Source organism: Celerinatantimonas sediminis (genome assembly GCF_046054195.1).
Classification (GTDB): Bacteria; Pseudomonadota; Gammaproteobacteria; order Enterobacterales; family Celerinatantimonadaceae; genus Celerinatantimonas.
In genome coordinates this window covers 183,808-210,362 of record NZ_JBEQCS010000004.1, presented here as the reverse complement: position 1 = coordinate 210,362, position 26,555 = coordinate 183,808, and the positions used below count along the sequence as shown (strand labels likewise).

The 26,555-nt window shown below is 44.6% G+C and carries 14 protein-coding genes; 5 read left to right on the top strand and 9 right to left on the bottom strand.

Annotated features, from left to right (window positions below; translation table 11 throughout):
- Positions 1-42 precede the first annotated feature (42 nt).
- The 7 genes from ABTQ23_RS07265 to ectA form a co-directional block, all read right to left on the bottom strand.
- A complete protein-coding gene (locus ABTQ23_RS07265) occupies positions 43-786 on the bottom strand; it encodes an efflux RND transporter periplasmic adaptor subunit (RefSeq protein WP_408615012.1) in 744 nt (247 codons plus the stop codon).
- Positions 786-2,345 carry a TolC family protein gene (locus tag ABTQ23_RS07260; protein WP_408615011.1) on the bottom strand — a complete coding sequence of 520 codons (1,560 nt, stop codon included), beginning with the start codon at positions 2,343-2,345 and terminating at the stop codon, positions 786-788. The genes ABTQ23_RS07265 and ABTQ23_RS07260 overlap by 1 nt, the downstream gene beginning before the upstream one ends.
- Positions 2,345-14,794 (bottom strand): Ig-like domain-containing protein, encoded by a 12,450-nt coding sequence (locus tag ABTQ23_RS07255; RefSeq protein WP_408615010.1) that lies wholly within the window; start codon positions 14,792-14,794, stop codon positions 2,345-2,347. Before ABTQ23_RS07255 ends, ABTQ23_RS07260 begins: the two co-directional genes overlap by 1 nt.
- A 102-nt stretch (positions 14,795-14,896) precedes the next feature.
- The gene (locus ABTQ23_RS07250; protein WP_408615009.1) at positions 14,897-16,357 is read right to left on the bottom strand and encodes an aspartate kinase; all 1,461 of its coding nucleotides are present in this window, start codon (positions 16,355-16,357) and stop codon (positions 14,897-14,899) included.
- 78 nt (positions 16,358-16,435) lie between these two features.
- Positions 16,436-16,840 carry an ectoine synthase gene (locus ABTQ23_RS07245; protein ID WP_408615008.1) on the bottom strand — a complete coding sequence of 135 codons (405 nt, stop codon included), beginning with the start codon at positions 16,838-16,840 and terminating at the stop codon, positions 16,436-16,438.
- Positions 16,841-16,911: 71 nt separating this feature from the next.
- Positions 16,912-18,216 (bottom strand): diaminobutyrate--2-oxoglutarate transaminase, encoded by a 1,305-nt coding sequence (ectB, locus tag ABTQ23_RS07240; protein WP_408615007.1) that lies wholly within the window; start codon positions 18,214-18,216, stop codon positions 16,912-16,914.
- A gap of 53 nt (positions 18,217-18,269) precedes the next feature.
- Positions 18,270-18,749 carry a diaminobutyrate acetyltransferase gene (gene ectA / locus ABTQ23_RS07235; protein ID WP_408615006.1) on the bottom strand — a complete coding sequence of 160 codons (480 nt, stop codon included), beginning with the start codon at positions 18,747-18,749 and terminating at the stop codon, positions 18,270-18,272.
- Between the two features lie 446 nt (positions 18,750-19,195).
- Here ectA and ABTQ23_RS07230 point away from each other — a divergent pair, with 446 nt between their 5' ends.
- A complete protein-coding gene (locus ABTQ23_RS07230; RefSeq protein ID WP_408615004.1) occupies positions 19,196-19,600 on the top strand; it encodes an NUDIX hydrolase in 405 nt (134 codons plus the stop codon).
- Positions 19,601-19,661: 61 nt separating this feature from the next.
- Here ABTQ23_RS07230 and ABTQ23_RS07225 read toward each other — a convergent pair whose 3' ends face one another.
- Positions 19,662-20,207 (bottom strand): glutathione peroxidase, encoded by a 546-nt coding sequence (locus ABTQ23_RS07225; protein WP_408615003.1) that lies wholly within the window; start codon positions 20,205-20,207, stop codon positions 19,662-19,664.
- Between the two features lie 325 nt (positions 20,208-20,532).
- Here ABTQ23_RS07225 and ABTQ23_RS07220 point away from each other — a divergent pair, with 325 nt between their 5' ends.
- Both ABTQ23_RS07220 and ABTQ23_RS07215 read left to right on the top strand, forming a co-directional pair.
- Positions 20,533-21,411 (top strand): formate dehydrogenase accessory sulfurtransferase FdhD, encoded by an 879-nt coding sequence (locus ABTQ23_RS07220; protein ID WP_408615002.1) that lies wholly within the window; start codon positions 20,533-20,535, stop codon positions 21,409-21,411.
- Between the two features lie 11 nt (positions 21,412-21,422).
- Positions 21,423-23,735 carry an FdhF/YdeP family oxidoreductase gene (locus ABTQ23_RS07215; protein ID WP_408615000.1) on the top strand — a complete coding sequence of 771 codons (2,313 nt, stop codon included), beginning with the start codon at positions 21,423-21,425 and terminating at the stop codon, positions 23,733-23,735.
- 144 nt (positions 23,736-23,879) lie between these two features.
- On the opposite strand, the gene ABTQ23_RS07210 is transcribed toward ABTQ23_RS07215, so the two are convergent.
- Positions 23,880-24,332, bottom strand: a complete 453-nt coding sequence (locus tag ABTQ23_RS07210) for a MarR family winged helix-turn-helix transcriptional regulator (RefSeq protein ID WP_408614999.1) — start codon at positions 24,330-24,332, stop codon at positions 23,880-23,882.
- A gap of 1,093 nt (positions 24,333-25,425) precedes the next feature.
- On the opposite strand from ABTQ23_RS07210, the gene ndhC reads away from it, so the two are divergent.
- Together ndhC and ABTQ23_RS07200 are read left to right on the top strand one after the other, a co-directional pair.
- The gene (ndhC, locus tag ABTQ23_RS07205; protein ID WP_408614998.1) at positions 25,426-25,869 is read left to right on the top strand and encodes an NADH-quinone oxidoreductase subunit A; all 444 of its coding nucleotides are present in this window, start codon (positions 25,426-25,428) and stop codon (positions 25,867-25,869) included.
- 10 nt (positions 25,870-25,879) lie between these two features.
- Positions 25,880-26,554, top strand: coding sequence for a NuoB/complex I 20 kDa subunit family protein (locus tag ABTQ23_RS07200; RefSeq protein ID WP_408614997.1), 675 nt, complete (start codon positions 25,880-25,882; stop codon positions 26,552-26,554).
- Position 26,555 lies beyond the last annotated feature (1 nt).

Below are 26,555 nucleotides of genomic sequence, written 5' to 3'. Positions count from 1 at the left end.
GAGCAAATTCAGCGTGAAGAACTACCCAAAAAGAGACTGTCGTCATTTTTTCTCATTTATTTCAAATGAGGCAAGTCCGCTCATCCCGGGGCGCAGTTTCTCCAGCGATTGTTGGTTATCGATAGCACCAATTAAGTGAACGGTTTTACTCACTGCATCGACCTGCGGCAAAATTCGTTGGATTTTGGCATGAATGGTAGTTTTTGTTTCATCAACACTAAATGCAAAGCTTTGGTTTAACTTCACCCAATTAAGCCAATCAGAAGGAACGAGTAAGTTAATCTGTAATGATTGTGGGTCGACGATAGAGACTAACTCTTGACCTGCAGAGGCAACTTCAAATGGTGCGACAAACAGCTTTTGTACCATTCCGGTAAATGGGGCGGTAATTTGACAGTGTTGAACACGAATCGATTGGCTATTTGCCTCGGCCTTAGCTTGGTCAAATTCAGCTTGAGAGCGCAGTAAATCAAGCTGACCAATCGATTCAAACTGGCTTAGCTCTTGATTTGCCTGAAGTACACTTTGTTTAATTTTAACCTGTTCTTGAGCCGCTGTAAGCTCAGAGCGGGGCAGTGAACAGTCAAACTGAATGAGAGTATTACCGCGTTTAAATTTCATCCCTTCTTTGTAAGGAATAGCCTGGATTTGTGCTGCCAACTCTGAAGATAAGGTCGCTTGGTGCAAAGAGCGCAATATCCCACGCGCCTGTAATGTCTGGCTTTGAACGGGCAAGGCCAATAGAGCGATTAACATAGCGCCAACAGAGCATTGATATCGATTCATTAGTTATCTTCCTCTTGCCCTGTTTGGTTATGATCATGATATTCATCTGTTTCAATTATTTTAGGAGGCTTCATATTGGGTAAGACTAGCATGTCCTCGGTCCAATATTGTTTAAGAGCTCGCGATATGTTGCTGAGTTTTGTTTTGGGCGTGATTTTTAATGAGAAGCTATCAATGCCCATTGATGCATAGAGGTTTGCATAAGCATTTTGTAAATCTGCATAAGCAGTGTCATAGCGAACCTCTTCTAATATGGAGTTCATTCGTTCACGAATTAGCTCTTGTTGGCTAATTTGTTTGACTTGGTAACCTGCTTCTGTCAGTTGCAAAATACGCTCTTGCACATCGTAGCCGCGGCGAATGGTATTAAGTTCGTGTGAGAGACGAATAAAGCGAGCTCGAGCGATATAAACCTGAGTCATGATTGCCATCGACAGCGCATGTTCCTGAGCTTTAATTACTTTGCCTTCAGCTTTTAGAACGGCTTTTTGTCTGGGATAGCGAAACACATTCATCAAATTCCAGCTGATTTGTGCTGACCCTGTGACCCACTGATTATTATATAAATAATTGTTTGAGTCATAATTAAGACCTAATATGGCCTTTACGCTGGGCAGTGAGGCAACGAGTTGTTTGTTTATTTCTTCTCGATTGATTCGCTCCCGATAGGTCGATTCACGCAGCTCTGGTCGATATTTAAGCCCAAGTAAAATCATCTGTTCAGCCGAACCTGGAAGTTCTGGAACAATGTCTGTTCGATCTGGTAGTTGCAAAGAGAAACGAGTATTGGGGCGCATATTCATCAGTGCTGCCAGCTGGTTTTTGGCTAAAATTAATTCCCGCTGCATCCGTTGTACATTCGATTGAATTCGCAGTAAGTCTCGCTGGAAATTGAGAACTTTAATCGGAGAAACTTGGCGGCGATTTTCGAGTTGTTCTGCTTGGTATAAGGATTTCTGTGCCAGCGCTTCAAGCTTTGCTAGTTTGCGATGGGTGCGGTCTGCACTTACTGCTCGCCAATAGGCAGTGCGCACATCTTCTAAGATTCGGGTGGTGACTTTACGCCGACGTTCTTCGGCGATCATCTGTTCATCTAAATCTTGTTTACTTTGAATGTAAGCAAAACCAAAATCCAAAATATCCCAGCTTACGCTAAGATCGCCCGTATTAGTTTGGCGTTCACTAGAGGTGGATGTTTGCAGCGATTGCTCGCCAGTGATTAAAGAGCGGCTACTGGAGCCTGAGTCATTATTGCGACTGGTGCGGGCAATGTTAATAATGGCGTTAGGGAACATGCCGATGCGGTCAAGGGCAACTTGTTTTTCTCGATACTCTTGCTGGGCATATTCAATTTTCTGATCCAAGTTATATTTAAGCGCCCGAGCCATGGCATCATAAAGTGATATCGGGCCCTCAACAGGTGCCTGATTTTTAATAATCTCGTCGATATGATGGTTCTCTACAAAAGCATTTCTATCAAAATCGATAGGTTTGATTTTTACCGCGCAACTGGTTAATAATCCGGCCATCAAAATAATCCAACAATGGTTTCTCATCATCAACTTAATGCTTTTATCAGTTCGATTATCTCCCTTTGCTGCTGTTGATCTAATTGTTCAAATTGCTGTGCCAGCGTTAAGGGAGCCCCTGTAGACTGTTCATTTAACGACAATCCCTGAAGTCCTTGTTCTAATTGTATCGTGTTAGGTGTGCTAGTTTGTTCGCCTAATTGTTCAATCCGAAATTGCTGTTGTTGTTGGTCATACAGGTTACCAATAGACTGATTGACCACATTTTCCTGAGTATTCAATGCCGATGTACTTGCGGCAAATCCTGCATCCAGTAAGCTTTGCTCTAGGCTGGTGGTACCACCTAAGCGTTTAATGGCATTAATTGCATCAAGTAAGACTGGCTCAAATGTATTGATATCAGACGATTGAGACAGCTCAGCAAATGCATTGTTAAACCCACTTAACAATCGATTCTGGTCAATATTGGCCAACAAATTATTAAGTTCAGTATTTTGCGATTGCACCGGTAGAACATTAATCAATACATTGACATTTCTTGCATTCACCCCATCAGTTACAGTGTAGCTGATAACTGCTTGATTGCTGGTTAAGTTACTGTTGTGAGTAAAAATGATCACAGAATCGGATAACTGTACGCTACCTTGCTCGGATTGCAGATTGACAACACTTAGGTTTGAGGTGTCCATCCCAACTGCATTGGCTGGTACATTTACACTCAGTGTTCCACCAGAAATAATGGTTGCACTGATTGTTTGAGTCGGCAGATCGACGGGCAATACCGTGATTGTTTGAGTAAATACGAGTTCGCCACCATTTGTATCGGTTACTGTAACTGTTATCGTTTCTGTGCCATTAAACAATGGATCTGGTGTATAGGTGATGGTGCCATCGGCATTGATTGTCACGGTGCCATTTTCAGCGCTCACCTGAGCCACATTCAATGAATCTCCATCAGCATCCGTTACTTGGCTAAGCACATCAATATTGATAGAGCTTCCTTGCTCGGTACTGACTAGATCGAGTGCACTCGTGAGCTCGGGCGCATTGTTTATTGCATTGACGGTGACCGCGACCGTGGATGTGGTGGTGCCGCCGTTACCATCACTGACGGTGTAAGTAATGGTGTCCGAACCATTAAAGTTTGCATTCGGCGTATAAGTAATAGTGCCATCGGCATTGATCGTAACCGCGCCATTAGTGGCCGAGGCGGTGGTGACGGTTAAGGTATCATCTTCGACATCGGAGGCATTATCTAATACCGACAAAGTGACGGGCGTATCTTCATCCGTACTGGCCGTTGAATCCGTCGCGGTTGGGGCATCATTCACCGCAGTAACAGTGACCGCAACGGTTGCTGTAGTGCTGCTGCCGTTGCCATCACTGACTGTGTAGATGATTGTGTCACTACCATTAAAGTTGGCGTTCGGTATGTAGGTGATAGTGCCATCAGCGTTGATCGATACTGTGCCGTTAGTCGCGGATGCGGTGGTGACGGTTAATGTGTCATCTTCGACACCCGTTGCATTATCGAGGACCGACAAAGTAACTGGCGTGTCTTCATCCGTGCTGGCCGTTGAATCCGTCGCGGTTGGGGCATCGTTCACCGCATTGACGCTGACTGCAACGGTTGCTGTGGTGGTGCTGCCATTGCCATCACTGACGGTATAGGTAATGGTATCACTGCCATTAAAGTTGGTGTTCGGTGTGTAGGTGATCGTGCCATCAGCATTGATAGCAACAGTGCCGTTAGTCGCGGATGCAGCCGTGATCGTTAAGGTATCGCCTTCGACGTCCGTTGCATTATTGAGGACTGCTAAAGTAACCGGCGTATCTTCATCCGTGCTTGCCATTGAATCCGTTGCTGTTGGCGCATCGTTTATGGCATTGACGGTGACTGCAACGGTTGCGGTGGTGGTACCGCCATTACCATCACTGACGGTGTAAGTGATGGTATCCGAGCCATTAAAGTTAGTATTTGGTGTATAAGTAATAGTGCCATCGGCATTAATCGTCACTGTACCATTAGTCGCCGAAACGGTGGTCACGGTTAAGGTATCGCCTTCGACGTCCGTTGCATTATCCAATACCGACAACGTGACCGGCGTGTCTTCATCAGTGCTGGCCGTTGAATCCACAGCGGTTGGCGCATCGTTCACCGCATTGACGCTGACCGCAACTGTAACTGTGGTGGTACCACCATTACCATCGCTGACTGTGTAAGTGATGGTATCTGAGCCATTAAAGTTGGCGTCCGGAGTGTAGGTGATGGTGCCATCGGCATTGATAGTAACAGTGCCATTAGTGGCCGAGGCGGTGGTCACCGTTAACGTATCGCCTTCAACATCGGAGGCATTATCTAATACCGACAACGTGATCGGTGTATCTTCATCCGTGCTAGCCGTTGAATCCACAGCGGTTGGTGCATCATTCACCGCATTGACGGTGACTGCTACCGTGGCTGTGGTGATACCGCCATTGCCATCGCTCACCGTGTAGGTGATCGTATCACTGTCACTAAAATTGGCGTTCGGTGTATAAGTAAGGGTGCCATCGGCGTTGATCGTGACTGTGCCATTAGTCGCCGAAGCGGTGGTTACCGTTAACGTATCGCCTTCGACATCGGAGGCATTATCCAACACCGCTAAAGTGACAGGTGTATCTTCATCTGTGCTGGCGGTTGAATCTGTCGCCGTTGGCGCATCATTCACGGCATTGACAGTCACAGCCACGGTTGCTGTGGTGGTGCCCCCATTGCCATCGCTCACCGTGTAAGTAATGGTATCCGAGCCATTAAAGTTCGCATTCGGCGTATAAGTAATGGTGCCATCGGCATTGATCGTAACCGCGCCATTAGTCGCCGAAGCGGTGGTCACGGTTAACGTGTCACCTTCGATATCCGTTGCATTATCGAGGACCGACAAAGTAACCGGGACATCTTCGTCCGTACTCGCCGTTGAATCCACAGCAGTTGGTGCATCGTTTACCGCATTGACGGTCACTGCGACCGTAGCAGTTGTTGATCCACCATTGCCATCGCTCACCGTGTAAGTGATGGTATCACTGCCATTAAAATTCGCATTCGGTGTGTAGGTGATCGTTCCATCGGCATTAATGGTGACTGTGCCGTTAGTCGCCGAGACGGTGGTGACGGCCAGCGTATCACCTTCTATATCGCTATCATTTGCCAAAACATCTAAGCTGATGGACGTATCTTCTTGAGTGACTGCCGTATCATGATGCGTAATTGGAGCATCGTTTATTGCATTGACAGTCACAGCAACTGTGGCTGAACTAGTAGCGCCACTGCTGTCACGAATTGTATAACTAATGGTATCAGTGCCGTTAAAATTGGCATTCGGTGTGTAAGTAAGGGTGCCATCCGCATTGATAATAACGTTGCCGTTGGTCGCACTCGCTTGGGTTACGCTAAGAGGATCACCATCCGTATCGCTATCATTATCAAGTACGTTGATAACAATCGGTGTATCTTCATCTGTTATTGCCGTGTCATCGTTAGCTGTGGGAGCATCATTCACGGCATTGACGGTCACAGCGACCGTGGCCGTTGTTGTTCCGTCATTGCCATCACTGACCGTGTAGGTGATGGTATCACTGCCATTAAAATTGGCATTTGGCGTATAAGTAATAGTGCCATCGGCGTTAATTGTCACTGTGCCATTAGTGGCCGAAGCGGTAGTGACGGTTAAGGTGTCGCCTTCGACATCCGTTGCGTTATCCAATACCGACAAAGTAACTGGTGTATCTTCATCGGTAGTCGCTGTTGAATCCACCGCGGTTGGCGCATCATTTACGGCATTGACAGTCACTGCAACGGTTGCTGTGGTGGTACCACCATTACCATCACTGATGGTGTAAGTGATGGTGTCCGAGCCATTAAAGTTAGCATTTGGCGTATAAGTAATGGTGCCATCGGCACTAATTTGTACACTACCATTTAGTGCATCTGCTCCAATGATGCTTAGTTCGTCGTTTTCTACATCAGAATCATTGGCTAACACATTGATGGTGACTGGAGTATCTTCGTCGGTCGTTGCACTATCATCACCTGCGATAGGCGCGTCATTTACAGGTGTTACATTAACCATAACAACTGCAGGGCTGGTGTTATTACTGCTGTCAGAAACCGAATAAGTAATGGTATCTGAGCCGTTAAAGTTAATGTATGGCGTATAGGTGATGGTGCCATCAGCATTAATCACTACATCACCATTATCAGCGCTAGCAGACGTGATGGATAATGGACCTCCATCATCGCTGGTATCATTGGTTAGGACATCAATGGTAACGGCTGTATCTTCAGTTGTCGTGGCAATATCATTATTGGCTCCGGGGCCATCATTGACGGCATTTACGACAACACTAACACTTGCTGTACTCGTGCCCCCTTGGCCATCACTTATGGTGTAAGTGATGGTGTCGAAGCCATTAAAATTAGCATCTGGTGTGTAAGTAAGCGTTCCATCGGTTTCAATGACAATCGAGCCATTATCGGCATCAGCTTGGATGATGACGAGATCATCGCCGTCTACATCACTGTCATTGGCTAACACATCAATGTTAACGGGCACGTCTTCGTCGGTTATCGCCGTATCATCCACGGCAGACGGCTCATCATTTAGCGCAGTGACGGTCACAGCCACAATCGCAGTGCTACTGGCACCATTAGCGTCAGTTAGCGTATAGCTGATGGTGTCGTTGCCATTAAAATTGGTATTCGGCGTATAAGTGATGGTGCCATCGGCATTGATCACTACATTGCCATTAGCGGCGCTTACATGAGTGACACTTAGTTCGTCGTTTTCTACATCTGTATCATTGGCTAAAACATCAATCGTAACGGGAGTGTCTTCAGCTGTTATTGCACTGTCATCGATGCCGTCAGGCGTATCGTTAACTGGATTAACTGTGATTGCAACCGTTGCTGTGCTTGTCGCTCCGTTAGCATCTGTGATGGTGTAATTGATGGTATCGGAGCCATAAAAATTGTTGTTTGGGGTATATGTTAATGTGCCATCAGCATTGATCTGGACAGTTCCTGAAGAAGCGGTTGCCTGAGTAATCGTCAATGAATCGCCATCTGGGTCTGTGTCATTGTCGAGTACATTCATTGTCACCGCTGTATCTTCATTTGTTGTTGCGATGTCATCAGCGGCAATCGGTGCATCATTTACGGCATTTACAGTGATGGCTATCGTTGCTGTAGTTGTGGCTCCTTGAGTGTCTGTGACGGTGTAATTGATGGTGTCAGAGCCATAAAAGTTAGCGTTAGGTGTATAGGTCAGTGTTCCGTCTGGATTAACGCTAACTGTGCCATTACTCGCACTAGCTGCACTAATTGATAGCGAATCGCCTTCAACATCACTTGCATTAGCTAAAGCATCAATCGTAATTGCGGTATCTTCGTCTGTTTGTGCTGAGCTTGAGGTGACGATAGGGCTGTCATTGACTGGCTCAACATCAATTTGCAAAGTGGCCTGTGCTGTCCCGCCATTGCCATCGCTTATGGTATAAATTACTGTATCGGTGCCATTAAAATTAGGGTTTGGTGTATAGGTGATTGTATTATCAGCATTTATTGTGATCACTCCTGAGGATGCCGTGGCGCTGGTAACTGTTAATGTATCGCCGTCAACATCCACATCATTGGCAAGAACATCAATGGTGACTGGCGTATCTTCATCGGTTTGCGTTATGTCGTTATTGGCCGTTGGCGCATCGTTCACCGCATTGACAGTCACTGCCACGGTTGCTGTGGTGCTGCCGCTATTGCCATCACTCACCGTGTAGGTGATGGTATCCGAGCCATTGAAATTCGCATTTGGCGTATAAGTAATGGTGCCATCGGCGTTAATGGTGACTGTGCCGTTAGTCGCGGATGCGGTGGTGACGCTTAAAGTGTCACCTTCGACATCGGAGGCATTATCTAATACCGACAACGTAACTGGTGTATCTTCATCGGTGCTGGCCGTTGAATCCGTTGCTGTTGGCGCATCATTCACGGCATTGACGGTGACTGCAACCGTTGCTGTGGTCGTGCCGCCATTGCCATCACTCACCGTGTAAGTGATGGTATCTGAGCCATTAAAATTGGCATTTGGCGTATAAGTGATGGTGCCATCGGCATTGATGGTGACTGTGCCGTTAGTCGCGGATGCGGTGGTGACGCTTAAAGTGTCACCTTCGACATCCGAGGCATTATCCAAAACCGACAACGTAATAGGTGTATCTTCATCGGTAGTCGCTGTTGAATCCACAGCAGTTGGCGCATCGTTCACCGCATTGACGGTCACCGCAACGGTTGCGGTGGTCGTGCCGCCGTTACCATCACTGACGGTGTAAGTAATGGTATCACTGCCATTAAAGTTGGCGTTCGGCGTATAAGTGATGGTGCCATCGGCGTTGATGGTGACTGTGCCGTTAGTCGCGGATGCTGTGGTGACGCTTAAAGTGTCACCTTCGACATCGGAGGCATTATCCAGAACCGACAAAGTGACTGGCGTATCTTCATCGGTAGTCGCTGTTGAATCCGTTGCTGTTGGAGCATCGTTCACCGCATTAACAGTCACTGCCACGGTTGCTGTAGTGCTGCCGCCATTGCCATCGCTCACCGTATAGATGATGGTATCCGAGCCATTAAAGTTGGCGTTCGGTGTGTAGGTGATGGTGCCATCGGCATTAAAACTAACCACACCATTGCTAGCGCTGGCACTATTGACGGTTAGACTATCTGATTCAGGGTCGCTGTCATTTGCTAGAACATCAATGGTAACTGGGGTGTCTTCATCCGTTGTGGCTGAGTCATCGACTCCTATCGGGGCATCGTTTACTGGGTTAATTGTGATAGTGACGGTTGCTGTTTCATATGTGCCGTTGGAGTAGACCGTATAGGTAAATGAATCTGTCCCTGAATAATCACTAAGTGGTGTGTAAATAACATCGCCTTGAGCATTGATGGTGACTGTTCCATATGATGCCGATGTATAACTATCGACATAGCGGCCACTGTTTTCAAAAGTGTCATTATCTAAAACGTTAAAACTAGCACTTTGATCTTCGTCGATAGTGACGTTATCGTCTGTGATATCGACCACTGCTGCAATGCCAATTGGTAATGTGGCGTTGACTGAGAGTAGTTGGCTTAATTGGCCTAATTCAATACTTAGGTCAACATTGCCATTGTAATCTTCGCCAGGGGTGTAAATGAGGCTATTTAAAGCTGCATTGATATCAGCCACAGTACCTGAAAAACGCAGTGTTGAATCGCCGCTACTATCGCCTTCACTGATATCTAAGCCTGCTGTTTGGGTTAGTGAAATCGCTCCAACAGGGACGGATAGCCGAATATCTAGAACTGCACCATCAACATCTCCAACGGAGATCTGTTGGCCTAACAGATTAGCAAAAATCAGTGGAGTATCTTCATCTAACAGGTCAATGCTTGGCAATGTGATAGTTGGAAGATCTGTAACCGGAGCTAAGGTGACAGTGATTGTTCCAGTGGTTTGGTCACCATCACTATCGCTAACCGTGTAAGTAATTGTGTCTGTGCCGTAATAGTTGGCATCTGGCGTATAAGTAATAGAGCCATCGACGTTGATTGAAATCGTGCCATTAACTGCGCTGGCACTTTGTAGGGTTAATGTGTCGTTATCTGCATCGAGTACGTTGGCTAACGCATCGATAGTCAGCGATTGATCTTCTTGGCCTAAGACAACCGATGCGCTGGCAACCGGTGCAATATTTTGAGCTGTTAGGGTAAAGCTTGCTGAAGATGCCGCGCCACTTAAATCAGTTGCCGTAACGGTGATGGTATATTCGCCGTTTGCCACGGCAGTGGATGCATCATTAGAGAGTTGGCCTGTTATTACGCCTGTTGTTGGGTCAATCGTTAAGCCATCTGGCAGATCCGTTGTTGAATAGGTTAAAACATCAAAGATGTCAGCATCAACAAATGCTTGAGCGGTACTAATCAACACATAGGCATTGTCAAAAGCGGTTTGTGAATCAAGTACTCCGGCGATGGGGTCACTGTTCGCGCTGACTGTGACGACAACTGTAGCCGTTTCAATACTGCCGCCAGCACTAATGCTGTAGGTAAATGAATCGGTGCCAGAAAATCCAAGATCCGGTTGATAGGTCACATTGCCATCACTATCAACGCTAATTTGACCATTCGCGGGGCTGGTAACAGCAGTAATAGTTGCATCAGGGTCGCTAAATGTATCGTTCGCTAAGATATTAAATGTGGTTGAGATATTGGCTGATGTGGATGCAATATCATCAATTGCATCAGTCACCTCACCGACAGTCACATCCACTGAAACAAGAATAGACTCTAATTGCAGCAGCTCATTTAGCTCTAACTGAATGGTTATGGGAATATTAGAGTTCAAATCTGGAAGTTTAACCAACCCGCCTAAAACTGCATCTAAGTTAGTTGCTGAGCCAGTTAATTGCACCACACTATGGCCTGTATCGGTATCGCTTAGTGTCCAAGAAACACTGACATTGGGTAAAGGTGCATTACCGCGATTGATAATTGAGGAAATCGAGCCTGACTCTTGAAGTTCAGTTGTTGCTATTAAGGTATAGCTGAGAGTCTCAGGGCCATTATAGTCAGGGTCTGCTTCATAGCTAATGGAGCCATCGGCATTGAGTGTCAAGTTGCCATGAAGAGCGCTAAATGAGTCAACGTCTAGTGCTTCAAAATCAGCTTCATTAAGATCGGGTAATCCACTGAGTGAAAAGGAGAAATCTTCAGGAATCACAATATCCGTTGCGCCATAAGCAGTGGAATTAGCATTGCGGCTTTGAATCCATAAATTCAGTGCATCGTAATCGATATCGCCGCCTTCGCCTGGCATTTTATTGTTACCGACATACACGACCACTTCTTTGGTTATGAGCTGACCATTGTCATTAATGGTGTAAGTGAAGGTATCGCTACCACGATATTTCACATCGGGAATATAACTAATTTCGCCACTATCAGAGATAACCACTTCTCCGTGTGAAGGAGTAGAAGTGGAGACGACATAGGCTGAATCGCTGTATTCGCCGGTGAGCAATGGGTTAAATGAAGCGGGAATAAAATAATTATGGCTATTGTTGTCTCCCGTTAAGCTATCAACGATATCGATTTGCCAACCATCGAAACTGTGGCCATCGGAAACTTCAATCGTAAGGGAGGCTGGCGTTGAGCCATGATTAACTATCAATCCTTCTAACGCTTGATTAATAGCATCGACACTACCTGTAATAATTAACTGATTATCACCACTGGATTGTCCCAAAATAACGGTAATATCAGTGGTATTGGTCAAAGTAATAGTGTCACTGCCTGCATCAAGAGTGACAATAACCAATGGGCTGTCATCAGTAATGACGATTGCGTTGCCATTGGCCAGACTAAATTCAGTTTGACCGCTGCTTTGGGCGAGAGTCTCTTGCTGAGCACTAATTTCGGGAGGCTCATCGGCTGTGACATCAATGGTGACTGTCGCGGTTTCAGCAATACCATTTGCGATAACGGTATAGGTAAAACTGTCGGTTCCCACAAAATGTAGATCTGGGGTGTAAGTAGCCAGACCGTTGCTGTCAATCACCAATGTGCCATTGGCTGGTTGAGTGTAGCTATCAAGTGTTAAATCTGTGCTGGTAAAGAGATCGTTATCAAACACGTTGAAGATACTTGGTTGGTCTTCAAGCGTGGTGCTGTCATCATCAACCGCATCACTTACGGCGGCGACAGAAATAGAGACTTCTGCCGTGCTGGTTAAGCCAGATGTGTCACTCACAGTATAAGTTATCGTATCACTGCCATTAAAATCTGGTTCTGGCGTGTAGGTAAGAGTGCCATCGGCATTGATTAAAACAGAACCATGCGTCGCACTCGCTGAAGTGACTGACAAGACATCGCCATCGACATCGTTATCATTGCTAAGTACATTGATAGTGACCGGGGTATCTTCATCTGTAGTGACTGTTTCATCAGCGCTTTGCGGCGCGTCATTGACAGCATTAACCGTAACTGTGACTGTTGCCGTGGTTGTGCCGCCGTTGCCATCACTGATGGTGTAGGTGATGGTATCCGTGCCATTAAAATTGACATTTGGCGTATAAGTAATGGTGCCATCAGCGTTGATCGTAACCGTGCCGTTTGTAGCTGAAGCATTGGTGACGGTTACCGTGTCGCCTTCGACATCCGAGGCATTATCCAAAACTGCCAAAGTGACCGGCGTATCTTCATCGGTACTGGCGGTGGAATCTGTTGCGGTTGGAGCATCGTTTACAGCATTGATGGTGACTGCAACGGTTGCAGACGCGGTGCCACCGTTACCATCGCTTATTGTGTAAGTGATCGTATCCGAGCCATTAAAGTTAGCGTTTGGCGTGTAGGTGAGTGTGCCATCGGCATTGATAGCGACAGTGCCGTTTGTGGCAATGGCACTTATAGTTGATAAACTGTTGCCATCCACATCAGTTGCACTGCTAATCACATCAACTGTAATGGGCGTATCTTCATCTGTTGTCACGCTTTGATCAACAGCCGTTGGGGCATCATTGACTGGATTGACGGTTACAACAACACTGGCACTGGCCGTGTTACCGTTGCCATCAGTAATCGTGTAAGTGATGGTATCTGAGCCATTAAAGTTGTTGTCGGGCGAGTAAGTAAGGGTGCCATCGGCATTAATAACAACAGAGCCATTGGCAGCAACTGCACTCGTGACACTCAGGCTGTCACCATCTAAATCACTATCATTGCTAAGCACATCGATGGTTACTGGCGTATCTTCGTCAGTAGTGGCTGTGTCATCGCTGGCATCTGGTGGGTTTTCAATATCAATGGTGACAGTTGCGGTTTCATAAGTACCATTTGAGAGTACGGTATAGGTAAATGCATCGGTGCCGGTAAATCCATCATCTGGGGTATAAATCGCGTTACCAGCAGCATCAATGATGACAGTTCCGTGTGACGGGGCGGTGTAGCTATCGACTACTCGATTGACGTTTTCAAAGGTATCATTGGCAAGGACATTGAAGCTGGTCGGTTCATCTTTATCGACAGTGATCACATCATCAACAATATCTGCTACGGCACTAATTCCCAGTGGTAACTCAAGAGTGATAGGCAAGTCCATTAACGTGTCGGTTAAACCAATCGTTAATGTCACCGGTCCGTTGTAATCGGCATCCGGGGTATAGACTAAACCATCCAGGGCTGCGTTAATATCAGCAATGCTGCCAGACATGGTTAAGTTACTATCATTCACACCATCACCTTGACTGATTGTGAGTCCGGTGGTTTGGGCAAGGGTTAAAGTTCCAACGGGTACTGATAACGTGACTTCGGCAATTGAGCCGTCAATATCGCCAATGCTGATGGCTGTGCCAAGCGCCTCGGCAAAAATAAGCGGTTCATCTTCATCAAAGACATCAATAGTGGGAAGCACCGCCATAATAATGTCGTTTACCGGGTTGACGGTAACCACCACTGTTGATGGCACACCAAGTAAACCATGCTCGTCAGCGATGGTGTAAGTGATGGTGTCCACGCCGAAAAAATTAAAAGTTGGCGTATAGGTGAGGGTGTTGTTTGCATTGATGGTCACTGTTCCAAACAATGCTGTCGCAGAGGTGACATGAATCGCATCGCCATCTAAATCGATGTCATTGGCGAGCACATTAATAATGGTCGAGCCATCTTCATCAACAATAGCAATGTCGGGGAGCGCCACCGGTGTTGTATTAATGAGATCGCCAAGCAATAAATCAGATTGCCACTGCTCTGCGGTAAAAGTGGTGGTTTGAATAGCACCAAGTTGAACTTCAAGTTCCCAGTCGCCAGAGATACCGGTGATGTCATCCGAGCTTGCAATATCAACATCAAGCGCTGCGGCCAATCCACTTAATAAGGCTAATCCTTCCTCGGCACCCACGTCACAGCCATAGAGCAAAATGTCAGCGTCATCGGCAAAAAGAGTTGCTAGCTGAGCAAATTCCGCCTGGTAATCCTCTAGGTTATCACTGGTTAATAACGTTGAACCGAGCTGAACCGTGCCTTCACTGCCATGAGAAATAAGGTGCAGGGCATCAATGGAGTCACTACTGGCTAAAAGTGTGGTTAGCTGTTCAATGCCATCTTGATTGGGGACGAGAATATAAACGCTCGCAGAGGCTGGAATAGAGGCCAATAATTGTTCTTGATTCTCAACTGAGCCATCTATTACGTATATTTCATTACGATTTGATTCACCAGTGGCAAGGGCTGCGACTAATGCTTCGGTGGATAGTTGTTGGTCCGCATCAGATGACTGGGCAGTATCAGTTGCGTCGCTACTTTCAGTTTGATCACTGACTGCTTCAGCGGTAACCAGTGCAGCGGCATCAAACATTAACCGCCGTTCTTGAGCAATTAAAGAGGCATTAATTCCGTAGTGTCTTTTAAACATGAGTTTCACCCGCACAGATCGCTACTTCTTATAACAAGCGTAGCTGTGCAGGTTATTTTTTGCTCAAAAAATTGATGTGTGACAATTTATCTGTTTTTCTAATCACGAAGCCAGACAGATAGCTCGACCATGATCATGAACTTCGACCAGACATTGATGCAGACTTTGGGTCGCTTTTTGGTAGTCATCATGATGGACAATAAACTGAATATCGACTTCTCTGGTTGATTGATGAATCGCTTTGATTGCAACGTTATTTTGCATCAGGCAACGTGTTGTCTGAGCAAGAATCCCAGTTGCTTGCAGATCAGAGCCTATTGCACAAACTAGCGCTACTTTTTGTTGATTCACTAATGCCTCAGGATATTGTTCGCCAATGGCTTTGGTTAACCGTTTGAGCTGTTTAAGGCTGGCTTTGAGATAGTGGGTCACCGTATTAGCATTTGAGTCTTTGGCGATAAATGTCATATTAAATCGCGCCAATAGATTTAATATGAAGCGTTCATAATGCACCTGATTGCCCGTCATATTTTGGTCAAACACCTCAAGGCTGTATAGATGATCGCAGCCAGCGATAATTTCAGCGCAAGGTTTATCACTGATGTAATCATTGGTGATTAAGGTTCCTGGATGTTCAGGCTCAAAGGTATTTTTAACGCGCAGTGGAATATCGCTCTGGCGCAGTCCTTTCGCGGCCATCGGGTGGATGGCTTCGACGCCAAGATTTGCCAGCTGGTCGGCCACATCATAGTTGGTTCGACCGATTGGAACAGCTTTATTTTTGCCTACAAGTTTAGGGTCGGCGCTGCTTAAATGGTACTCTTTGTGAATAATTGCTTCGTTAGCATTAAAATAAACCGCAATGCGACTAAAGGTCATCTCACTGTAACCTCTGTCAAAGGTTGACATCAGTCCTTTGCGGGTCTGAGCATAGCCAGTCGCAATAGCCAAATCATTTGTCAGATCAATTGATTTAAACGCTGATTCAATCCGCTCATCGAGATTTTCAGCACTGCCATCTTGCCAACCTGTTAAGTCAACGAAGCGGGCATTAATGCCATCGCGTTTTAATAGTTCCGCTAGATTCCAAGCACTATGGGATTCACCTAGACTGGCTAACATTTCCCGAACATTTGCTAGATGCTCTGCGAGTGAAAAATGACCATTGCGACATAGATTTTCAAGATCGAGTAGACAATCTTTTGCCTGATTTAACCGTTTGCTAATAAATGCATTTGCTCGGCCAAGGCGATGCTCGTCAAGCGAAAATAGCTCGCGATTGATGGTATGCATTTGCCGCTCAAGATTTTTTAATGCATTTTGCCAACTTTCATCGTCATCTTGTTGACCATTGGCAAATAGCGCATAGATGCCTGGATGACCACTTTTTTTATATTCTAATAATTGGTCGGTAATACCCGCGTAGGCTGAAACAACAATGATCCGTTGTACAGGCGCTTGATGTTGGCCATGAGCGCAAACAATGTTATCTCGCACACTCTCATATTGGCTCATGGATGTGCCACCAATTTTTTCAACGCTGAGTTGTTGGGTACTTTGCACGAATTCTCTCCATTTTTATTGGCCATGAGTGGTAAAAAAGGCGATAAGCTAATTAGCGGCTTATCGCCGGAGCTAAAGTTAGCTTGTAAGTGGGGCCGTTTCTAACGTATATGAGCCATCTTGGTCGTGAACTTCACTACCTGTTAGTGGTGGATTGAATACACAAGCGAGTTTTAACTCTTCAAATGCTCGAAGTTTATGCTCATCGTGTTGGTCAAGAACATACAATGTGCCGGGTTCGATTGGGTAGGTTTTGCCTTCGGCTAAACTTTCTATTTCACCTTTTCCACTAATACAGTAAACCGATTCGAAATGGTTTTTATAGTGCATGAAAAAATCTTTACCCTGATAAATCGTGGTGATGTGAAATGAAAAACCCGTGTTATCTTCTTTTAGCTGCATTCGGGTACTTTCCCAATTACCATCGGGAGAGACTATGCGACGTTCGGTTTTTTCACACTGAGACAAAGTACGTACAATCATCAGATTTCCTCTTGGTTAGGTTTATCGGTGTATTCATAACGCTGGTTGAAAAATGAGCCAGCGCCATTGCGTTAGCTCGCTATGTCATAGTCAAGATATTGTTTTTGCTCGGGGATTTGCTCTGTTTTAGCAAGTACTTCACGCATTGCTTGCTCAAGAATATCGAGCCCACGATTGAGTGATTCTTTTGTGATTGTCAGCGGGCATAGGCATTTAAGAACTTCGCTGTCGGCGCCGCTGGTTTCAATGATGAGCCCTTTGCTAAATGCATTTTTACTAATCTTGCCTGCTAACTCACCCGTTACGCAGCTGATGCCTTGAAACATACCGCGGCCTTTGGCTTGAAACTGACCATCGCCATATTGCTGGGCGAGGCTTTCTAAGCGATTTTTTAATAGATGGCTCTTATCCTGGATGCCTTGGGCAAATTGCTCGTCTTGCCAATAGCAATCAATGGCTGCTTTGGCCGTTACAAATGCCACGTTATTGCCGCGGAAGGTCCCATTGTGTTCAGCTGGCGACCATTGATCTAAGTCTGGGCGCAATAATAAAAGGGCAAAAGGCAGGCCATATCCAGAGATTGATTTAGACAGCGTCACCATATCTGGTTTAATCCCTGCGCTTTCAAAGCTAAAGAAAGTGCCTGTTCGACCACATCCTGCTTGAATATCATCCACGATTAATAGGATGTCGTGTTGATGACAGAGCTTCTCTAAGGATTTGAGCCAGGTAAAACTTGCAGCATTAATTCCTCCTTCACCTTGAACTGTTTCAACAATCACTGCCGCAGGCAGATCAACACCGCTGCTGGCATCATTGAGTACTTTTTCAAGATACTGAGTTGTATCGATACCATCTCCCATATAACCATCAAAAGGCATGCGCGTATTACCAGACAAAGAAACGCCTGCCGCTTGACGATGATGACTATTACCTGTGGCACTTAATGCCCCTAATGTGACGCCATGAAAGCCATTAGTGAAGGAGATAATATTATTTCGTCCGGTTACTTTGCGTGCCAGCTTAATGGCTGCTTCGACTGTATTGGTTCCGGTTGGGCCTGTAAATTGCAGCCGATATTCAAGATGGCGTGGTTTAAGAATGTAACGATTAAAGCTTTGCAAGAAGGCTTCTTTGGCACGGGTATGCATATCCAGACCATGAGTGATCCCATCATCTTGAATATACTCGATCAATGCTTGTTTAAAGCGTTCGTTATTATGTCCGTAATTTAGAGTGCCGGCACCACTTAAAAAATCCAGATAAGCGCGTCCTTGTTCATCAAATAGATATTCGCCTTTGGCTTTGTGAAAAGTGCAAGGAAATGAACGAGCATAGCTTTGTACGGATGATTCAAGTTCGTCAAAAATCGTCATGAAGACTCCTTTTGTGTGATTGAGATAAGTGATGGGAATGTGGTTGGTGTAAATTAGCGCAGAGGCCCAATAATAATGAGCTCCTCGCTAGCATGTTCATGGTTAAAATGGCGCTCTTCATCCATATAGGGTTGCCTGTCAATTGCGCTGTCATGAGCTTTGGCAAATGATGAAAAAAGAGCGTGAGATGGGGTGTTATCCGGCGTAATAGTGGTATGAATAAAGGTTGGTTTAACCCTTGAAATCAATGCTTCAAGCATTCGTTTGGCAATTTTTTGTGAGCGCATTTTTTCACTCACTACAACTTGCCAGATAAATAAAGTGTCTGGCTGTTGCACCAACTTATAGCCACTAATAAAACCAACGAGCTGGTCTGCCTGATAAGCGCCAATGGCGGTATCTGCAAAGTGACTGCACTGCAACAGGTTGCAGTATGCTGAGTTGGTATCAAGTGGTGGCGAATTTTTTACCAACTGGTTTAGCGCGTATCCATCATTCATGGTTGGTTTTTTAAATACGACTTGGTCGCTCATTTGAAAATCCTTGTGCTTTAATTATTCGAGAGCTATTTATTAATTACTAGCAAAGATAACTTGTAAATCATGGAGTTAGTTAAAATTTATCGTTAAAAAATAGCTTCAAATGTTTAGCTTGTTAAGGATCGTACACTAAACATTTTTAATGTCTAGCTAGAATCCAAAATAAATAGATTTTTTTGTATAAATTGTCGTGTTGGTGATTTTTATCACGTTTTTCAGTATATTTTGTGTTATCTGTATTTATCTTTGTTATGTGAAGCTCTTTCTTAGCCTTTGTAATTTAATTAGTGTTTTAACTAAATCGCGAGGCATTTATGAGTTATTTGTATCGCGTATAAAACAATGCCTGTGCAGACATTGGCTCAACGCATTCGATAGGGTTGAATCGATGCTCGTTGGCCTTAAAATAGCAGCATAATATTTCAATCTAGGATTTTGGTATGGCGCAAGTTATTGATAAATTAGCTTGGATAGCTTTGAATAATCGCCGATTTTTAGCCGTTCGCTCATATGGGAAAGAGCTTTTCTATCTGCCCGGCGGCAAACGAGAAGTCGGGGAGAGTGATTCTCAGGCGCTGATTCGGGAGATTAAAGAAGAACTTTCTATTGATTTAGAGCCCTCTTCATTACGTCCTACTGGTGTATTTAAAGCTCAGGCGGATGGTAAAGCAGCTGGTGTAGAAGTACAACTGACATGTTATTGGGCAATCGCTGGCGCAGAGCAACCTCAAGCAAGCGCTGAGATAGAAGAGCTCGCATGGCTAAACAGTGACGAGCGTGACAGATGCTCAGTTGCCGCTTTAAAAGTATTAGATTGGCTAATCGAGCAAGATTTAGTTGATTAAAACAAAGGCAGATGATTTCTCATCTGCCTTTTGTGCTGTGTTGCTAAGCTTTATGCTATTCCTACAGTGCTTTTTCTATCTCACTGGTGACCCGCTCATCAGTAGGCACAATGTCTGGCGCAAAACGGCCAATTACCTCGCCATCGCGGCTGACTAAGAATTTTTCAAAATTCCATGTCACATCCGTTTCATTTTCTACTCCAAGCCCTTTTTCTTTCAGGCGTTTTTCAAAGCTCATGCCGGCGTTGCGCAAGGCGTGTGGTTTTGCATCGATTAAAGCTTGATAGAGTGGATGACGGTCATCGCCGTTAACGGAGATTTTCTCAGCCATCGGAAAATCTACGCCATAGGTGGCACTGCAGAAGGTGGCGATTTCGCCATTACTGCCTGGTTCTTGGGCGGCAAAGTTATTGGCCGGAAATCCTAAGACAACTAGACCTTTGTCTTTATATTGATGGTAGAGCTCAACAAGCTGCTCGTATTGAGGGGTCAGACCACACTTAGATGCAACGTTAACAATTAACACCACTGAGCCTGAAAACTCCTCTAGTGAAGTGGGGGTGCCATCAATTTTGTTAAAAGGGATTTGTGTTATCGCGTTACTCATCAAAACCTCTCTTAGTTATGGCTATCATGTATGGATGGTCTTTCACGCTATCACTTTGGAGTTAGATGTAAAAGGTATTTAATTGTTGCATTATGCTTTACGTAAAGGTTATCAAAAGGTAAATTGGTGTGAATACATTGTTCTTGACTGAATATTTTGATAAGAGTATTTTACCGCGCGAGCAGTAATTACTGTAATGTTGTTGATAATCAATTCATAAGTTAGCTATCTAGTCGAAGATGGTCTCCTGTAACGAATTCTTTTTTATCTTTGGCTAATAACCACTCAAAAATCAGCTAACATAAATACACAAGGTGATAACATTATGGCAACGCAAGATATCGCGTCAGGGGTAAGTCGTATCTATCGACAACGCTGTTGCATTAAAGATGATGAACATTTAATGCAGTTGGAAGCCGATGATGTTGCGATTGAGGAACCACTGCAAATCAGTTTGCAATGGTTTGACCCAGCGCAGAATGATTTCATTCAGCGTGAATGGAGTCTTACGATGCGCACTCCTGGTAGCGATATAGCACTGGTTCGTGGGTTACTCCTAACTCAGCAAGTCATTACTAGCTTGGATGATGTGGAATCCATAGCCCCGTTTGACAGCGAACAGAGCCATTTTCACAATCATCTATTAGTGAGTTTAAAAAAAGGAATTGAGCCTGATTGGTCAACACTTGAGAGAAGTTATGCCAGTCAGTCTAGCTGTGGGATCTGTGGGATGACATCGATGCGGTCATTGTGTTTAACACGACCTGTGTCAATTGATGAAACAGCCGGATGGCTTAAGAGCGAAGCTGTTCTTCAAATGCCCTCACAGTTACGCAATCAGCAACAATTATTCGCTCAGACAGGCGCTGTGCATGGCGCAGGGCTCTGGACGGGTGAAAATTTAGTTCAAATTGCCGAAGATGTTGGTCGTCACAATGCGCTTGATAAGCTGATTGGACAAATTTATCACCAAGGTCTTTGGCAGCCGCAGAGTGTTTTGGTGTTGAGCGGCAGAGTTAGTTTTGAATTGGTGCAAAAGGCTATGTTGGCGTCTATTCCTGTGATCGTTGCGGTTGGCGCGCCTTCCAGTCTGGCGGTTGATATGGCTAAACAATTTAATATGACTCTAATCGGATTTACCAAAACACGACAATTTAATGTATATCACGGCCATTGGCGATTAACCCAAGATGCCGCACGATGAGATGTTAAGAGATGAGTCATAAAGAGTATCAAGGCCCAGCTGGTGGTTGGGGCGCATTAAAAGCAACAACTACCCATTTGTTTAAAAGTCAGAATGTTGCGAAAAACATCAGCAATTTATTGCGGACCAACCAGGACCACGGTTTCGACTGTCCCGGTTGTGCCTGGGGGGAAAAAGGTGTCCCGGGGCGTTTTCGATTCTGTGAAAACGGTGCTAAAGCAGTAAACTGGGAAGCGACAACTCGACGTGTTGATAAGGAATTTTTTGCCCAGTATTCAGTAAGCTGGTTAAATCAACAAACTGACTACTTTCTTGAATTTCAAGGCCGTTTGGCAGAGCCTGTGCGTTATAACAGTGCTAGCGATCATTATGAGCCGATAAGTTGGGATGATGCGTTTAAACTTATCGCCACTAAATTAAAAGAGCTTGATTCGCCAAACCAAGCTGAATTTTACACCTCTGGTCGCGCTAGCAACGAAGCTGCTTTTATGTATCAGCTTTTGGCTCGAAGCTTCGGAACCAATAACTTCCCTGATTGCTCAAATATGTGCCACGAAGCGACCAGTGTCGCTTTGGCCAAAACTATCGGGATTGGTAAAGGGACTGTTCGCATTGAAGACTTTGAAAAAGCCGATGCGATTTTCTTGTTTGGTCAAAACCCGGGTACCAACCATCCTCGAATGCTAGAAACATTAAGCCATTCAACTAAACGCGGTGCTCGAGTTGTTGCTTTTAACAACTTAAAAGAGCGCGGGCTAGAGAGATTTGCAAACCCACAAAATCCAGTTGAAATGTTAACCTACAGTTCAACGCCAACCACGAGCGACTATTTCACACCTAAACTTGGCGGTGATATGGCGGCTGTGCGGGGTATGGTTAAGCTGTTTAATGAACGCCATAAAGAGGCAGTTGCTCAAGGTGGCTCGTTGTTCGATTTAGAATTCATTAGCGAGCATACTCAGGGCATGGATGATTATCTAGCGCTGGTTGAGCAGACTCCTTGGGAAAAAATCACTGAGCAATCAGGTTTAAGTTATGAACAGATAGTTCGTGCCGCTGACATCTATCAGAATGCTAAACGAGTGATTGTCACTTGGGCAATGGGTGTTACCCAGCATAAGCACTCGGTTGCAACCATTCATGAGCTGGTCAATCTGCAGTTATTATTTGGTCAAGTTGGCAAACCTGGCGCCGGTTTATGCCCAGTTCGTGGCCATTCCAATGTGCAAGGTGACCGTACGGTTGGGATCAACGAATGCCCAGCAGAGTCATTTTTAGCGCGTTTTGATGAAGTCTTTGGCGCAAAAGCTCCACGTGAGCATGGACACAATGTTGTCCAAGCGATGCAAGCGCTGATGGATGGCCAGAGCAAAGTGTTTATTGGTTTGGGCGGGAACATTGTCGCTGCAGTGCCTGATACTCAGAAGGTCGCTGATGCGATGCGTGGTGCTGAGCTAACCGTCAACATTGCCACCAAGTTAAACCGCTCGCATGTGAATCCTGGTAAAGAATCGATTATTTTGCCATGTCTGGGACGTACGGATATTGATATGCAAGCTGCCGGTTCACAAAAAGTGACGGTTGAAGATTCATTTTCAATGGTTCACGCTTCATCTGGTCGTGTTGATGTTTCAGATGAGCAGATGCGCTCAGAACCTGCCATTATCGCGGGTATCGCCAAAGCATTGTTGGGTGATACTAACCCGGTAGATTGGCAAGCATTGGTGGATAACTATGATCGCATCCGCGACTTAATTGAGGCGGTGGTCCCAGGGTTTGATAATTTTAATGATCGCTTAGATCAGCCTGGTGGATTTTATCTTGGCAACTCAGCGCGTGATTTGAACTGGAAAACAGCCAGTAAAAAAGCACAGATGTTTGCAGACCCTCTACCAGAGGCGGTTATCCCTGTTGCGGCCACAGAGAAAGCTAAAGCGCCCGTATTTATTATGCAGACGCTGCGCTCACACGACCAGTACAATACAACGGTTTATGGCTATGATGACCGTTACCGTGGTATTTTTGGTGAACGTGAGATTGTCTTTATGAACCCGCAGGATATGGACAAACTCAATTTAACCGAAGGTGATTTGATTGATGTGCAAACACTTTGGACTGATAGCCAGAAACGCCAAATTACTGGGTTTAAAGTGATTCCATATGAGATCCCACAGGGTAACGTTGCGGCATATTTTCCAGAAGCCAATGCGTTAATCCCATTATCTAGCTATGGTGACGAAAGCTTTACGCCGACTTCTAAGTCAATTGCGGTACTGGTGAGCTTGCATCAGCCAAGTGAACAAGAACTATTGGTTAAAGGTTAACTGAGATGTGATACAGGCGCAGTATTAAGCTGCGCCTGTAGTCGTTTTAACGCTTGATGAGATAAAAAGCCTATATAGGCTGACCAGATGAATCAGATATCGCGCTATGAAAATAGCACGATATCTTATATTAACTTGTAATTATTAACTATTTTCCAGATTTCGGCAGATGGAATTGTTTAATTTTTCCAGCGTATCGCCTATCTGTTGTTTCTCTTCATCGCTCCAATCTTGAAAAATCTTCTCAACATTTTTGCGCCGAATCGCCTGCATTTGTTCGTACTTATCAATCCCTAATGCTGTCACTTGGATAAGGCAACCGCGACGATCTGATGGGTCTGGCAGTCGGTTTAATAAATCCAATGCAATCATCGCCTTAATTTGTCGCGTTACCGTTGATGAATCCAACCCCAGTTGCGAGGCAAGAGCGCCTGATGACTGCGGTGACTTTTCACATAAAAGGTTTAGTAATAGGTAGTGAGCTCTTTCTAACGGGTAGGTTCGCCGACGATGATTTGCTTCTAACCAACGCGCTAAATAGGATAAATTAAATTCAATTTTCTCAATTGAATATTTCTGATTATTATCGCTTACCACCGATACTCTCCCGTATTCCATAAAATGCAAAAACAATAAATCACATATTTTTAACGCGTATATCGCGACGACGCCAAAGATATGTAAACACCTTCAGGCTTTCCGTACCTTTTGGATTAGCTGCATTATAACAGGTTTTGTCTCTTTATTTAGCCTTTACAACTAATTCTTTGTCTAAGGAGCGATTTTAGCGGTTATACGACGTCTAATTATTAAAAGTAACAAAATAGAAAATGTGTATAAACAGATCTTATCATAGCAATTTGCGCATGAAACGCCGAGTTAAAAGGTATTCAAGCGGTTAAATTATAGCCAAAAAAACAAAAAACTATCACTTTCCAAAAAAAAATTTTCGATTTTAATCATAACCACTTTCGTTTTTTAAAATTCATGTATTTGCCTGATACATCTATTTTTTTGATTTAGAAACGGTTTTTATTAAATAAATGGAAATATTCTACAAAGAGCCAGGCTACAGCTGCTTTTCAGGATTAAATACACAGTTATCAAAATAACGTTTTATTTTAATAGTGGTTTGATAGGGATGTTTTATCAAATAAATACTTATTTTTATAAGGTCTTTTTATGTTTTTTTAACTAAAGCACCTATTTTTATAAGTCTTTTTTAAAAACTTCCAGTATTTAAAAGGTTTTTACTGATTTATCAATTTCAAAAATAAAAATTTAACATTTGCTAAACATAAAATTTTAAAAGCTTGTATTTGATGGTTTCATTGCTTTTTCGGTATGTTAAGAATCGTGAAATTGATGTAAAGTGTTTGAGTGGTTTGTAAGGATTCAGTGTCAAAGATTTGTTGATACTCTTTTTTAAAGAGTAACAAGTCTTATTGTGCTGTCTGAATTTCAACCAATGGGGATAATATTTAATAATTATAAAATAATAGGCATTACCTATTAATAATGCCGCTTAAATTCTATCTTCATGTTATTCCCTAGGTGTTCTGCCTAAAAATATTTGTGCATAGGAGCAGTGTCCCTCCCTTAAGGAGTTCGAACTACTGCCTTGAAAATCGTTTCAACTGTACGTTGTACAGATGAGTGTTTTTATTAACCAAATTAGAGCACATAAATTATGTCTACAACCATTGATGTAATCGCTCAACATTGGGCATTTACAGTGTTTTTGGTCGTCGCGATAGCTTTGTGTGGTGCCATGCTCGTAGGTGGATTCTTATTGGGTGGTCGGGCTAAAGCTCGCGCTAAAAACACCCCATTTGAATCAGGCATCTCGTCGGTGGGAACTGCTCGCTTGAGAATGTCCGCGAAGTTTTATCTGGTGGCAATGTTCTTTGTCATTTTTGATGTCGAAGCTCTGTATTTGTACGCCTGGTCTAGCAGCATTCGTGAAAACGGCTGGACAGGGTTTGTTGAAGCCACTGTTTTTATTGTTGTGTTGCTGGTTGGCCTAGTCTACCTAATTCGTACTAAAGCATTAGAGTGGGCGCCAAAACGCGCCAAAGGTTACAGCGAACAATCTGAAATTATCAAACTCGTTGACGGTTCGCCGAAAAAATAAGAGGTTCATCATGGATTATACGCTTACTCGCGCCGAGCCAGATGGTGAGAATGATCGCTATCCGCTACAAAGCAAGCAAACTGTTCCCGATCCGCTTGAACAGCATGTCCATCGCAGTGTCTACATGGGCAAGCTGGAAACAGCCATGCACGACATGGTGAATTGGGGACGCAAAAATTCCCTCTGGCCATATAATTTCGGCCTTTCATGTTGTTATGTCGAAATGACGACGGCCTTCACTGCGGTGCATGATGTTGCACGATTTGGCTCTGAAGTGCTGCGTGCATCTCCGCGTCAAGCTGATTTTATGGTCGTTGCCGGCACTTGCTTTACAAAAATGGCACCGGTTATTCAGCGCTTATATGACCAAATGCTTGAGCCGAAGTGGGTCATTTCGATGGGGTCATGCGCTAACTCTGGCGGTATGTACGATATTTATTCAGTTGTGCAGGGAGTTGATAAGTTCCTTCCTGTCGATGTTTATATTCCTGGATGTCCACCCCGACCTGAAGCCTACATTCAGGCTTTGACCCTGCTTCAGGAATCAATTGGTAAAGAGCGTCGTCCATTATCTTGGGTCGTTGGTGATCAAGGTGTTTATCGCGCCAATATGCAATCGGAGAGAGAACGCAAACACGGTGAACGGATTGCGGTTAAAAATCTTCGCACGCCAGACGAAATTTAAC

Coding starts and splice junctions, on each gene's coding strand:
- ABTQ23_RS07265 (WP_408615012.1), bottom strand. CDS start 786: ATGAATCGATATCAATGCTCTGTTGGCGCTATGTTAATCGCTCTATTG.
- ABTQ23_RS07260 (WP_408615011.1), bottom strand. CDS start 2,345: ATGATGAGAAACCATTGTTGGATTATTTTGATGGCCGGATTATTAACC.
- ABTQ23_RS07255 (WP_408615010.1), bottom strand. CDS start 14,794: ATGTTTAAAAGACACTACGGAATTAATGCCTCTTTAATTGCTCAAGAA.
- ABTQ23_RS07245 (WP_408615008.1), bottom strand. CDS start 16,840: ATGATTGTACGTACTTTGTCTCAGTGTGAAAAAACCGAACGTCGCATA.
- ectB (WP_408615007.1), bottom strand. CDS start 18,216: ATGACGATTTTTGACGAACTTGAATCATCCGTACAAAGCTATGCTCGT.
- ectA (WP_408615006.1), bottom strand. CDS start 18,749: ATGAGCGACCAAGTCGTATTTAAAAAACCAACCATGAATGATGGATAC.
- ABTQ23_RS07230 (WP_408615004.1), top strand. CDS start 19,196: ATGGCGCAAGTTATTGATAAATTAGCTTGGATAGCTTTGAATAATCGC.
- ABTQ23_RS07225 (WP_408615003.1), bottom strand. CDS start 20,207: ATGAGTAACGCGATAACACAAATCCCTTTTAACAAAATTGATGGCACC.
- ABTQ23_RS07220 (WP_408615002.1), top strand. CDS start 20,533: ATGGCAACGCAAGATATCGCGTCAGGGGTAAGTCGTATCTATCGACAA.
- ABTQ23_RS07215 (WP_408615000.1), top strand. CDS start 21,423: ATGAGTCATAAAGAGTATCAAGGCCCAGCTGGTGGTTGGGGCGCATTA.
- ndhC (WP_408614998.1), top strand. CDS start 25,426: ATGTCTACAACCATTGATGTAATCGCTCAACATTGGGCATTTACAGTG.
- ABTQ23_RS07200 (WP_408614997.1), top strand. CDS start 25,880: ATGGATTATACGCTTACTCGCGCCGAGCCAGATGGTGAGAATGATCGC.